Origin of the sequence: Algoriphagus aquatilis, assembly GCF_042657405.1 — a bacterium.
GTDB lineage: Bacteria > Bacteroidota > Bacteroidia > Cytophagales > Cyclobacteriaceae > Algoriphagus > Algoriphagus aquatilis.
Window position 1 is genome coordinate 139,371 of the sequence record NZ_JBHSKS010000005.1, and the last position, 12,857, is coordinate 152,227.

Consider the following 12,857-nt stretch of genomic DNA (forward strand, 5'->3'; position numbering starts at 1 on the left):
TCATGAAAAACAACAAGCTTAGAGAACTGGGCATATTAGGAGTCAGGCTGTTAGCTGGCGGAATGATGTTGACACATGGCATTTCGAAGATTGGAAGGCTTTTGGGCGAAGGCCCAGTAGAGTTTGCCGATCCATTTGGACTAGGGCCTGAGATCAGCTTAATCTTGGCTATTTTCTCCGAGTTCTTGTGTGCAATCCTCATTATGATTGGTTTTAAAACTAGACTGGCTACAATTCCCTTGATGATCACCATGCTAGTGGCTGCCTTTTATGCCCATGGTGATGATCCTTTTGGGGAAAAAGAATTATCCTTAGTTTACTTCACCGCTTATCTTGGGATTTTAATTTTGGGTGGAGGGAAATATTCTTTTGATTGGTACCTGGAAACTCTGAAAAAGCAATAAAATTCATAAAACAGATAATAAAAAGCATAAATACCCAATTGTGGGTATTTTTTTTATCCTTTGTCGTCCTAATTTGCAAGAGATAAAGAAGCTAGCAAACTATTTGCTCCGTTTGGGAATGGATTCAATATTCCCAGTATCTGACAAAAGAAATTCGACCAAAATTTGAAAAGGAGAGAAATACGTAAACTGAGGCAAAAAATTGACTTTTTGAGGAAGTCTCATCAAGACAAAATTGACCTCAAACTAAATGATATCAGGCAAAAAAGAGAAGAAAAGCTTAAGCGGTTCCGTTTAAATTATCTTCCACTTTGTCTTGACGAGGATTTGGAGCGGTATGCAAAATACTTTGCAGAAGGAGAAGGAAACGACTAGAGAGGAGCACAACTCCTCTTTTTTTTTGATGTAAAACAGTGTTTGCCATAAACATCCATAATTGCCCTGAAGAAATCCCCCGAAAAACAAAAAAGCCCTATACTGTTCGTATAAGGCCTTTTTTGTAGCGGGAACAGGGCTAAATACCTCTTAATCTACTCTTACCATATATGTCAAAAAAATGGCTTAAAATCAAATTTGAGTCGATTTTAAGTTAAATCAAATATAGATAAAGTAAATCAAGTTAAAGAAAACCGACCCCCGAACCGACCCCCGACCATTTTCTTCCTATATTTAGCTAACCAATCAAATGATAGAAAGGATGGCAAAGTTTAATTTCAACTTAAGGCAAAAGAATACAGCTAAAGAAACCCCTATTGTTTTAATCATCCGATATAATGGAGATGTAATAAAATACCCTACTGGCAAAGCAATACAACCTAAATTTTGGAATAGCTCAGAACAATTAGCCCGACTGGTCAAAGATTTTCCTGAAGCAAAGGTTTTTAATGAAAACCTAAAATACATTAAAGCCTCTGCAGAAAAGGCATTTCTTCAACTGGAAGTGGAATTAGGAAGGGCTCCATTCTCTAAAGAATTAACCACACGAATAAATACTGAACTAAAAAGAGATTTAAATCCATCAATAACTCCTGAGGAAGAAAAACGACCACCCTCATTTATTGAGTTGTTCAAGGCTTTTATCCATGATTCAGAATCGGGATTAAGACTGACCGCAAGCGGGAAGAAGTTTGATAAAAGATCAATTCAAAAGTATAACACCGTTTATGAGAATCTGAAAGACTTTGGAAAGAAGTATCACCTAACTTTTGAATCAATTGATAAGAATTTTTATTCCAAGTACGTTGCATCATTGAATAAGAAAAACTTCACCCTCAACAATGTAGGAAAATACATTCAAGTGATTAAGACCTTCCTGACTTATGCCACTGAAAACGGATATAATACTAATCTATTTTTTCAGTCAAAACAGTTCAAAGCTCACAAAGTACCGGGATTCTCTATTTATCTGACTAAGGAAGAAATAACAGCTATCTATAAAAAAGATTTTTCACAGTCATCACACCTTGAGCGCGTCCGGGATTTATTCGTAGTGGGATGCTGGACAGGACTGAGATTTTCCGACTTCACAGCAATCAAGCCTGAGAATATCAAGGGCGAACTTTTGGAAATCAAAATGTTTAAAGGCAAGAAAAAAGTGATGATCCCCCTTCACTGGATGGTCAAAGAAATCATGGCCAAATACAGTGGTAAATATCCAAACAGCCTTCCCCCTGCCATCAGTAATCAAAAAATGAATGACTATTTAAAAGACATCGCGGGAGCAGTGGACTGCCTTAAAGTCCCCGTGGAAGTGGATTTAATCAAAGGAGGATTGGAGACGCTCACAGAAAAAGAGAAATGGGAACTTGTCACCACCCACACCGCCCGGAGATCCTTTGCGACAAACGTCTATAAAAGTGGATTCCCGGCTGTCAGTTTGATGAAAATCACCGGACACCGCACCGAAAAAGCTTTCCTTCTCTACATCAAAGTAACACCGGAGGAAAACGCAATACAATTACTTGAGCATTGGAATAAAATAAATCTACAGCTAGATTAAGTAATGAAAAAATTTGATGGGGAAGAAGTTCTCTACACTGAGGATAATCCAAAGGAGATATTTGACAAGTGGCAAAGAAAGTTTAAACAAAATCTTGATTTCCAGTTGAATGGACTGAAAAAAGGACCATACGAATCACATGGGTTTTACATCAATGAAAATCCTCAGGTTATCCTAGAGGAGTATATGAACTTCCTTAAAGAGAAACTTGTAGAAAAGTTTAAAATTAAAAGCGACTTGTCAGGTTCTAACTTTTATGAGTGGTGCCTGAGCAATAAAAAACTTCGCGAGGAGCTTAAACCTCTAATTTTTTTAGGCAAAGAGGTAGAGACATATTTGATATTACCACGGCCGGAAATCCCAGAAGATTTTTTAATAGAATATATTTCAAAGCAAAATTCCAAACTTGGAATAATTGGCCCTCAAACATCAAGTGAAATTTCTTTAGATAAAACCCCTAAAAATGCTTTAACATCCAATAAAGTCCCTAAACTGAAAATCCCCAAAGAAAAATCAACATATAGCTCAGTGAAAATTCTTTCCCTTAAGGAGCTTTTCCAAAAAGACTTTGGAGGATTAACGGAATATGTTAAAATGAAAAAATTCCTATACAAGCAAAGTCTACTAACAGAAGACTTGAAATGCTGGATTGGTAAGGGAGATATGGGGAAAATTCACCTTGCGAATACCATCAAGTTTATTGGGATTTATTTTTTTAAAATGAAGTTCTCTGAAAAACAGATCGAAAAAATCGCTCAAGACGATTTTAACTTGAAAATTTCTACGGGTGCAGTTAAGAAGGCGAAATCAGAATTCGGAGAAATTACTTTCAAAGATTATACACTTTATACCAAAGTCTAATATCAGCGATCAGTAACTTTTTGGCTTTATACTTTTGAATCGTATCAAATTCAAAAGAAATGAACAAATTAATTTTAACTAGTCAAGAAGAACTAATTGAGATTATCCAGAAAACAGTTGAAGAGGCTGTAAAGAATAGCTCTCCAGTTGTTTTAAAATCTGGCCAAGGCGAAACTCTTCTTTCCAGAAAAGAAACTGCCGACAAACTGAAAATTTCTCTAGTCACATTAAATGATTGGACAAAGCGGGGAATGATCCAATCCTACATCATAGGTGGTCGTGTCCTCTATAAAGAGAGCGAAATCGAAAAATCATTACACCAAGTCAGAACCGTTAAATATTGATCACGATGACCCCAGAAAAACATTGGGATTCAGTCGGTTCATGTCCAACTAACTCCCCAGCCGCTAAAGGTATCCAATCAATAACAGATCCTGAAAGTACACAAATTCAGGTTAAAATCCCAGAAAACTCAAGCCTTAACAATCAAACTATATCAACAAATAATTCTTCGATTTCAAGGTTTAAAACCGCTCGGGAATTGTTTGAAAATGACATAATAGAACTCCCATGCTTGATTCATCCAATTATCCAAAAAATAGGACTAATTGCTCTGGCAGGATCTTCTGATACTGGAAAAAGTACTTTGCTCAGACAACTTGCTCTGGATGTAATTTCCGGAAATAGGCAATTTATAGGTTTTGACATCTCGGCAATTCACCATAGAGTGATTATAGTATCTACTGAAGACGATGAGCTTAGTATATCATCCTTGATCAAAAAACAAGCGGTTGGGATTCCTCCAGAAAAAATGGAGAATCTAGTTTTTCTCTTTGATGATGAAAACCTACTTGAAAATTTGAAAAAGGAAATCTCTACATACCCCGTTGATATGGTCATCATAGACTGCTTTTCCGATGCATTTGGTCAAGAACTGAAGGACACTCATAGAATTCGAAACTACTTGAATGATTTTCAAAGACTAGCCAATAAACATCAATGCCTATTTGTCTACCTACATCATACAGGAAAGCGGACAGAAGATCTGGAACCAAGTAAAAACAACCTTCTAAGTGGACAAGGTTTTGAAGCAAAAATGCGACTTGTCATAGAATTGAGAAAAGATCGGGCAAATCCAAATCTAAGACATTTCTGCATAGTCAAAGGAAATTATCTGCCTAATCATTTAAAGTCTGAAAGCATAGAGCTTGAATTTGATCAATCTTCATTTCGGTTCAAACCCACTGGTACAAGAATCCCATTTTCGGATTTAGTGAAAAAAGGCAATGAAGAGGATTTAAAAGCAAAATTCCTTATAGCAAAAAAACTAAGGGTCGAAGGAAAATCTCAAGAAGAAATAGCCCCCATAATCGGATATTTAGGGAAAGGGTCCGTATCAAAGTTATTAAAGAAAGGAAGAGAAAGTGGCTGGTAGGTTTCCATTGGAAACCCAGGAAACTTGATTGAAACCTAGGTTTCCAAGTTTCCCTGCCTTAGGATAAAGAAACTGGAAACCATGAATAAATCTGTTTTAGACGTTGAGGTGAGTTGCTTTGCCAACTATTGGGAAACAAAAAATGCACGACCTGTGAATTTGATTACCTGGTTAACCTCTGAAAAATTCAGAGCAAAAGTTGAAGAAATCCGCAACACAGAATGCAAATCAAAGCGGGATGAGTTAAAAGGAACTCTTCCCGCAATTACTCCAAGCGGAAAATTTTCAAAACGCTGCGAATCTGGTTTAATCAAACACTCTGGTTTTATTCAGATCGATTTGGATAGACAGGATAACCTCCACATTATTAATTGGTATGATTTGAAAATAGAATTGATGAAACTGCCCGAAATAGCCTATCTAGGAAAATCAGTTTCAGGTACCGGGTATTGGGGACTGATTCCAATTCCAGCTGACCCTGAAGGGCACAAATTCTATTTTGACGCACTAGAAGAAATCTTCTTTAGAAATTGGGGGATAAAACTGGATAAGAAACCCAAAAATATTGCATCACTCAGGGGGTATTCTTATGACAATGAAGCCCATTTTAACCATCAGGCTAAAACCTTTCTAAAGAAGAAACCTCGTATAAAAATCCCTCCACCAATCTTCAAAATAAAAAGAAATAACGGATCAGGTTTGGAGGATTGGGTAATCAATAAACTTGAATCCTCCCAACCCGGAGAATTTCACTCCCAAAGACTAAAAGTTGGTAGAATAGCGGGAGGACTTGTTGCAGCAGGAAGGCTTGACGCAAGAATTCTTGACAAATTAATTGAAAACTACTTGAACAACTTCAGCACCATAGATGACGAGAGTGTTCAAAAGAAAGAAATCAAAGCTTTGAGAGATGGATTTGAAAATGGATCAAGATCACCCATATACAATTGAAAAATCGAAGTGCATATATTTATGACCTAACCCCTCCACCAAATCACTAAATCTATATTATATCAATTATGAAAATAAATCTCCAGCACATTGAAGCAGGTATCCGATATTTCTTAACCGAATGCAATGAAGAATTGACACCAGGAGAGAAATTCGTTTTTATACTTACTTCAAGGTTGCTGGAGCAACACCAAGTGGTATCAAAGCAAGAGGTATGCAATAACAATCAAGCAAAGCCAGCCACTACTTATGGCTTTTTAAAGTCGTTGGAGAACAAAGGGTACCTTCAGTCTAACCGGTCCAATCAGTTCTACTCAAAGTCTTTTGTTTCTTTTACTGAGAAGGGACTGTCCTTGAAGTCGAGTTTGGTTAGATACATCATTAAAGCGCCACATTGATCTTCCCTCTGGCTTCACTTGTTTTGGATAGAAAATACTACTATGGATTTTCTTGGCTGATTCTTCTATCCGGGTATTTGAAAAAATCTATTTGCCCAAATTGAAAATAGATTTAGCCAACTCGTATTCCTTTTCGAATGGCATTTGCAGCTCGGAAAGCATCTCGGGTACAGCGATAGCCCAACTCACATAGTAATAGGCAAGCAGATTATAACCTGAGAATTTCTTGTTGGGTATTTTGTTCAAGCGATAACCCTGCTTTTTTGGATCTATTCCTGTTTGGGCGAGAAGTGCTATTTCAAAAGCAATTTCCTTTACCTTGACTTTACTCAGATCATTGAAATACTCCAAGGCATTCAGCATATGGTAGCTCACAGCCAAATTCAAATCCTTATTTGAATGTGCTGCTTTAAAAGCATTCATTTCTTTTTCCTCTTGAGCAGAATAGTCTGCTAGAGAGCCTGGATCATTTTCTATGGAAGAGATTAAGTCTTCAGGATTTATGGATGCAGCGGATTTTTTAGGTGTTACGGTTTCTTCTACCAATTCAAACATGGATGCTAAGCCTAAGTCTTCACCCCAATGTTGAACTAACTCATATTCTTCACCTGCTTGCCTGTCTTGTCGGTATTCCAAAAACTCCTCCCAAAATGAATTGACCAACTCCTTTTCCTTGAAGGAAACTTTATACTTTTCCTCCAACCTCGTCCCCATTAGGTCATCGGTATGCTTAGCCCCAAGGACATTGTAAACCTTCGATTGGGAAACGATTTCACTCGGAATAAGATCCACTGCCTTAGGATTGGAAACCGCTTCATAAGCTTCAATTCCCATTTTGTACAAAGACAAGAACTGTTGTGGCCGTAAGGTTGGGAATCTATGGAAAATGAGATCCTCGATAAACAAATCTATCGGAGCATTGAATACCTGCTGAAGTATCCCATGAAACAGCTGCTCAAACAGCTTACTGATAGTTTCCCCAGAATATCCCTTCTTGATCAAACCATTGATCTCCTTCGTGTATTCCTTCTTGAATTCCGCAAGCTTTCCATTTTTGGAGGTAAAAAGCTTGTTCTCATTGATTTGACGGGCTTCGTGATAAAATAGAATATGAATCAATTCATGAAGGATCAAATGGTCTACAGCTGAAGACTTCTTGTACTTGATCAGGTGGTAATCCCGCTTGTGGTTTTCGGCAATTTCAACTTTGGCAACCGTTGGAATGGTCTCATCCTCTTCCATGCGGATTTCTTTTCCCGTCTTCTCCTCCAATTCCTGAATAAAGTCAATCAGTTCTTCTTTACCTGAATTCGAATCCGAGATTTTCTTAGCGGCTTCCAAGGCTGTTCTTAAGGCGTTTTGATAGACCGGATTATTTCCCGACTCCGAACATTTGAGCGTTTGAAACGAATAGTCAAATGCCTTTTGATTATCACCTTTCATTTCAGCAACGATTCCAAGCGCATAGGTAATATTAGGATAGTTGGGCTTGATTTGATATGCTTTCAATAAATACTTCTCCCCCAAATCTATCTTCCCCGTCTGAAGCAATGCTCCACCGATATTATTTAATGCAATGTAATTGGTTGGATCTGCATGGATCACCTGGTCAAAGAAGGTCATCGCAGTGTCCGTATCGTTTTTATAACGTGAATAGATGTTGCCCATTAGGATCAATGCCCAATGATTTTTAGGGTCGCATCTCAAAGCCTCGATCAGAATATCGATAGCTTGTTCATGGTCTCCTTCCTCTTCATAGACTTGTGCAAGGGTTCGGTGGTACTCACTCATCAATGGAAACTCCTCAATCAGTGATACCAAAATCGGTTTGGCTTCGGCGAATTTCCCCTTATTGCAAAGATCAGTAGCACGATTGTACTTATTGGAGTTACCTAACAAAAGATCAGAGGGGACTTCAATAACCACTTCAGAATCGGTCAGCTCTACCTTTGGTGAATATTCACCCAACGTCAAGTACTTCCGGAATGCGTGAATCAGCTGTTCATCATTAGTGATGTCAATCGCGGGAAAAAGTTGGGATAAAAACTGATTTCTGGGGTAAGTGATTCTCATAGGGTAAAGGTAGACACTAATCCCGTTTTCGTAAAATTAGAGCCCCCCTCGATTTGATGCTTTGCAAATCGAAGTTCTCTTCATGACCCATTGAGACTTGATAGTGGGAGAAAAATAAGATTCAAATTTATGAAAGAGAATTATTCTGCTTTTTAATACTCTTAATTAGCTGAAGTCAAGATAAAATCCGGATTAAATTCATGCATTGCTTTAGTAGTTAAATCAAATTTTAACCGTCCTTCTTCTTTATTGGTCAATCATCATCATTTCAGTTTGCTTTAACATGCCATAAATTCATGTTTGCATCATCATCAAGAACCAGTACAGCTGGTACCAACCGAGTCAAACACCACGGTGGTAAAACGATGAGGGTCATTGCAGACCAAAAATGTTTACCTGCAAATCCCCCCAACATCTTGATGGTAACTAGTCCTAACCAAAAACTATGTTATCATGAAATCAACCAATTTCATTCAGGATTTTGTTAAATCCTCTTCGATTCTTGGGAGAATGAATCCCAAAATCCTGCCTAAATCCTCAACTAGTTCGAAAAAGGTTGAGCTTACAATCTTGGCTTACTTTGAATCGAGAGGAAATGTTCCTGATAAAGTAAAGCTGGCAAAAACCTTAAATTTTATCATCTACCAAATAAAAAACGGTCCTGGAGATTCTTTTGGGCTAGACTATGACTTTCTTGGATTGGAGCTTTATAAGCGATGCAAGGATAAAGAATCAGTCAGAATTGCAATCCGTCTATTTCATAGGGTAAGCATTCTTTCCATTAAACCCACTCAAATAGATTTGGCGCTTGGCATTCCCATTCAGCGAATAAAGGGCTTTTCAAAATCAAGCAAAGTTTCAAAACCCTCAAATACGAAAATTGAGAAATCACGAACAAAGGGCCAGGAAACGATTCAAAACCAATTACCTGGGAAATTTAACTATCCATATCTCAAAAATTATAAGCCATTAGAATCTGAGCTATCGGATGATTTAAAAAGGAAACTTCAAGAATGGCCATCAGCAAATTCTCCCAAGGTTTTTGCCCGAATTAAAGCATTCGACAATTCCCATCATGAATGGGATGAAGACCCAATCCATAGAAAATAAATTAATTAGGGAGTAAAAGACTTCCAGAATATCACATCCATCAAGAACCAGGACACCTGGTACCAACCGAGTCAAACGCCACGGTGGTAAAACGATGGGGGCAGTGCAAGCCAAAACAGTTGAAAAACCTCCCCTGCATACCCTCTTACTTTTTCTTGATAGACCGGATAAAATCTGGAATTCTGAATTGATCCTCTTCAATCCAGTGCTTCCCTGTTTAAAATCCCTTGTGGAAATAAATCTCAAACTATTCTCTATCAATACTTTAAAACCAATTACTCACAATTAAAACTTCAAAAAAATGAAAAAAGCAATCTCTTTAATCGTCCTCTTTACCTTGGTTTTCCAAGCCAATGTCTACTCCCAGAAAAAATCAAAGAGCGGAAAAATCGATGTAGTCGTTTTGGATGAATTTGTACCAAGCTCATCGATTACCATCTTGGCAGATAATGACCCGCTGATGATCCGCTCAGAAATTGAAAGCGAGCTGATGTTTTCTGAAATAAACCTAAAAGTAATCTCTCCAACAGCAGCGGAAAGAACGATTTCAGCCGAGAGTAAATCATCTGCCAGCATCAATTCCACAGGTCAGAATTTGGAGGTGAAAAGTGATCAAAAAGTCACCGTGGACACCCAGGAAAGTATCACCTTGCCCACGGTATATGCGCTGACTTTTGAATATTCTTATAACCCCGCCACCGGTGGCCTGATGAATTTTTCAGGTGAAATCATAGATCTGAGGGATGGTGCCATTGTCGTGAAGTTCCGGCGGCAAGGAAGCTCAGGATTTGGATATGGCGTGAGCAAAAAGAACATCATCTCCGAATTGGTCAGTGCAATAATTGAGTTGTCAAACTAACTTAACATTGAATCAAAATTCATTTAAAACCAATCCCACTATGTCTACATCAAGTAAAAAAGAACTAACCCTCACTTTAAGAGATCAGAGTACGCTCTCCTTTTCTTGCAGCCATTTGGTAACCGATGCTGCCAGCTTACGAATCGTGGAAATTCTTCCTACAGACAGTGAGGCGCTTTTGATTTCCTTTTCTCATTCCCTGTTGAATACCCAATTGGATCTTTCCGGAGCTTCACCTTATGTAGCGCTGCAGTTTGACGAAAACGGTCTTTACCAAGGAGCCAGTTTAAGTTTGGGAAGATCAGCCGGCACCTTCGGTATCATCACTCAGGCAAAGCAGATTTTGATTTTACCCTTTAACGCTGCGTTTCCAATTGAACATATCGTTCAGTTTCAGCTACACCAAACCAACGGATAAGATGGCCTTAATCCGGGGCAAAATGGTCTTCGAAGTGACGTTCGAAGACCTGCCCGTACCTCTCAGTCATTACACTTCAAGGATTATCCAGCGTATCTGTGCCGAGCAGATTTTCTATACTAGACCCTGGGCAGACAAAGAAGATATCAAGCACCGGCGACCCAACATCCAAATCAAAGTCATTCAACCTAACTCTATAAAAAAATGAATCAATCAGAAGACCCAAGCATCAAAAAACAACTGACACTAGAACAGACAAAAGAGATAATGAGCTATCCGGTGCATTGGAGAAATACTCTGGAGAAAGCCGCAGAACGAGGGGAGTCGATAAAAGAGACTTACGAGAGACTAAAAGGATTGGAGGCGTTTATGTAGCCCTATTTTACCAATAGAATATGATCTCCTTTAACTATTTCAAATAGCTTGAATTAAATTGAAAAATCATCAAGAACCAGGAAACCTGGTACCAACCGAGTCAAACGCCACGGTGGTAAAATGATGAGGGTCCCTGCAGACCAAAAGTGTTAACCTGCAAATCCCCCAATTTTCTTGATGGTAACTAGTCCTAACCAAAAACTATGTTATCATGTCTTTAAAAAAATCACATTACCATTGTTTTGGATTTACTGATCCGAATCAACTCCCGGCGCAATTTTCCACTTGGGAAAATTCTGAAGTAATCATACTTCCTAAACCTAAAATAGAGTTTGAAATCGAGTTAAGGCAGCAGGCAGAGGAATATACTTTGGTGGAAAGACAAACCATCATTCACTGCATAAACGATCCCTCTCCATATTTTGATCCGCGGATACGGATCTGGCCAAGCACCTTTCTCAAACCCAAGGGATCTTCCACAGTATGTAAGCTACTTTCTGCTTTAAACATCAGCTATTATCCTGAATGGACTCGGTTAAAACCGCGTAAGCCCCATGAGTTCACCTTAATCTTTGAAGGATTACCCAAGGACTGTACCTCCTTCGATTTGCATGAGGACATTCCTGAACCTGGAGGATTTTTCTCTTCAAATATCCAAAGAAATGAATCTGATATCTACCACTTGACACTCTAACCTAGAAGTATGATAAATGTTGAAATAGTTAAAGATGAGAGGCTTAGAATACTCCACTCCGCATTGGTTATCCGTGTTGGAGCGATCTATCCAAAAACCGAACAAACCATTTTTGAATTTTCCACTAAGTACAATTTGCCCGGAGTGACGAATGGAAGAGTCTGGGTGATGGCAGAAATGGAATTTCCTTGGGATTACCTCCAGCATGTGGCAGTTGATATACTCCAAAAAAATGGATTAGTCGAAAAATGGGACTATGTGCTAACCTATGAGCGAAACTGTTATTCCAATCCATTTGAATCAGGATATCTCTACCGGGACATACCTGAATTGGAAGGACTTGACTGGATCGAGAGTATCATATTAGAAACAGGAAACTGGGCTTGGTCCAGGTATTAATTTGACTTTCCATAAACAAAAAATAAAAATGACGAAATCACTAGCTTCTCAAGAGGTGGTTCTTTGGTTTAAAAACCAAGAGGATCGTAAAATTCATTGCACCAAACTCCTCACTACCGAAACCAGCATTCAAGTAAAAAATTGGATTTCTTCTGATCTAGAAGGGTTGTTGATTCAAGTCAACCACGAGGTTTTAAATTCCCAGCTTGATCTTACAGGCATAACGTCTTATGTGATTTTACAATTTGACAAAGATGATTCATTCACAGGAGCAAGCTTGAGCCTTGGCAACACTTTAGGCTCATTTAGCCTAATTAGCCAAGCGAGGAGCTATTTGATTTTACCTTTCGATTCCACTTTTCCATTAGCTTCCTTAGAAGGGTTTTATTTAGCATCTGATGACAGTGACGACGAAAATTCTGAAGAAGAAGGAGGTGATGAGCTTTGTCCTGTTTGTGGCGGCATTAATAACGCGGGGGCTATGGTTTTTAGCTGTTCTCACATACTGGCACTCTTGTGGGAAGGGGAGTTCCAATGGACCGAACCAGAGTTTGATGAAATCATTACACTGACAGATGAAATCTCCTCCTTGTTCCAAGAAAATGAAGCGCTTGAGGAAGAAGAAACCGGACTATATTCCATGTTTTCACCCTATTCCTACAACCGGACAAATGCCATTTTTGAATTATTTGGAGAATCCCTTTTGACAGGCAACCCGAGACATGAAGATACCTACCTCTCTTCAGGATCAGGATCGCTGCTATATATCTTGGACTTTAAAGTCCTGGAAGAAGTCCTTGAGAAACTAAGAAATTTCAAAATTGAAGTTTTGAATAGGTTAAATCGAGAAACATAACCCAAAACCGAAATTTCCCAATTCT

Annotated in this window: 14 protein-coding genes and 3 riboswitches; of the genes, 13 read left to right on the top strand and 1 reads right to left on the bottom strand. The window is 38.5% G+C overall.

What is annotated here, in order from left to right; genetic code table 11:
* The first annotated feature begins 2 nt into the window (after positions 1-2).
* The 6 genes from ACFPIK_RS08825 to ACFPIK_RS08850 all read left to right on the top strand — a co-directional run bounded on the left by ACFPIK_RS08825 (position 3) and on the right by ACFPIK_RS08850 (position 5,650).
* Positions 3-404: a DoxX family protein gene (locus tag ACFPIK_RS08825; protein ID WP_377914319.1), complete on the top strand. Its 402-nt coding sequence runs from the start codon at positions 3-5 to the stop codon at positions 402-404.
* 697 nt (positions 405-1,101) lie between these two features.
* Positions 1,102-2,403 (top strand): site-specific integrase, encoded by a 1,302-nt coding sequence (locus tag ACFPIK_RS08830; protein ID WP_377914321.1) that lies wholly within the window; start codon positions 1,102-1,104, stop codon positions 2,401-2,403.
* 3 nt (positions 2,404-2,406) lie between these two features.
* Entirely contained in the window at positions 2,407-3,264 is an 858-nt protein-coding gene (locus tag ACFPIK_RS08835; protein ID WP_377914323.1) for a hypothetical protein, read from the top strand.
* Between the two features lie 59 nt (positions 3,265-3,323).
* Positions 3,324-3,608, top strand: coding sequence for a helix-turn-helix domain-containing protein (locus ACFPIK_RS08840; protein WP_377914325.1), 285 nt, complete (start codon positions 3,324-3,326; stop codon positions 3,606-3,608).
* A gap of 5 nt (positions 3,609-3,613) precedes the next feature.
* Positions 3,614-4,699 carry an AAA family ATPase gene (locus tag ACFPIK_RS08845; RefSeq protein WP_377914327.1) on the top strand — a complete coding sequence of 362 codons (1,086 nt, stop codon included), beginning with the start codon at positions 3,614-3,616 and terminating at the stop codon, positions 4,697-4,699.
* An 81-nt stretch (positions 4,700-4,780) separates the two neighbouring features.
* On the top strand, positions 4,781-5,650 hold the full coding sequence (locus ACFPIK_RS08850; protein ID WP_377914329.1) for a BT4734/BF3469 family protein: 870 nt from the start codon (positions 4,781-4,783) through the stop codon (positions 5,648-5,650).
* A 485-nt stretch (positions 5,651-6,135) separates the two neighbouring features.
* Here the strand turns inward: ACFPIK_RS08850 and ACFPIK_RS08855 are convergent, their stop codons facing one another.
* Positions 6,136-8,121, bottom strand: coding sequence for a tetratricopeptide repeat protein (locus ACFPIK_RS08855; RefSeq protein WP_377914331.1), 1,986 nt, complete (start codon positions 8,119-8,121; stop codon positions 6,136-6,138).
* Positions 8,122-8,424: 303 nt separating this feature from the next.
* Positions 8,425-8,521, top strand: a riboswitch (SAM-I-IV-variant riboswitch).
* Positions 8,522-8,574: 53 nt separating this feature from the next.
* Between ACFPIK_RS08855 and ACFPIK_RS08860 the strand changes: the two genes are divergently transcribed.
* The 7 genes from ACFPIK_RS08860 (at position 8,575) to ACFPIK_RS08890 (ending at position 12,832) form a co-directional block, all read left to right on the top strand.
* On the top strand, positions 8,575-9,231 hold the full coding sequence (locus tag ACFPIK_RS08860) for a hypothetical protein (RefSeq protein WP_377914333.1): 657 nt from the start codon (positions 8,575-8,577) through the stop codon (positions 9,229-9,231).
* 32 nt (positions 9,232-9,263) lie between these two features.
* Positions 9,264-9,359, top strand: a riboswitch (SAM-I-IV-variant riboswitch).
* 173 nt (positions 9,360-9,532) lie between these two features.
* Complete coding sequence (locus ACFPIK_RS08865; protein ID WP_377914335.1) at positions 9,533-10,090, top strand: hypothetical protein; 558 nt, start codon at positions 9,533-9,535, stop codon at positions 10,088-10,090.
* A gap of 40 nt (positions 10,091-10,130) precedes the next feature.
* Positions 10,131-10,508 (top strand): hypothetical protein, encoded by a 378-nt coding sequence (locus ACFPIK_RS08870; protein ID WP_377914337.1) that lies wholly within the window; start codon positions 10,131-10,133, stop codon positions 10,506-10,508.
* A 1-nt stretch (position 10,509) separates the two neighbouring features.
* The gene (locus ACFPIK_RS08875; protein ID WP_377914339.1) at positions 10,510-10,716 is read left to right on the top strand and encodes a hypothetical protein; all 207 of its coding nucleotides are present in this window, start codon (positions 10,510-10,512) and stop codon (positions 10,714-10,716) included.
* A gap of 228 nt (positions 10,717-10,944) precedes the next feature.
* Positions 10,945-11,041: riboswitch (SAM-I-IV-variant riboswitch) on the top strand.
* A gap of 53 nt (positions 11,042-11,094) precedes the next feature.
* Positions 11,095-11,577, top strand: a complete 483-nt coding sequence (locus ACFPIK_RS08880; protein WP_377914341.1) for a hypothetical protein — start codon at positions 11,095-11,097, stop codon at positions 11,575-11,577.
* A 9-nt stretch (positions 11,578-11,586) separates the two neighbouring features.
* The gene (locus ACFPIK_RS08885; RefSeq protein WP_377914343.1) at positions 11,587-11,976 is read left to right on the top strand and encodes a hypothetical protein; all 390 of its coding nucleotides are present in this window, start codon (positions 11,587-11,589) and stop codon (positions 11,974-11,976) included.
* A gap of 166 nt (positions 11,977-12,142) precedes the next feature.
* Positions 12,143-12,832 carry a hypothetical protein gene (locus ACFPIK_RS08890; RefSeq protein ID WP_377914345.1) on the top strand — a complete coding sequence of 230 codons (690 nt, stop codon included), beginning with the start codon at positions 12,143-12,145 and terminating at the stop codon, positions 12,830-12,832.
* The last annotated feature ends 25 nt before the right edge of the window (positions 12,833-12,857 follow it).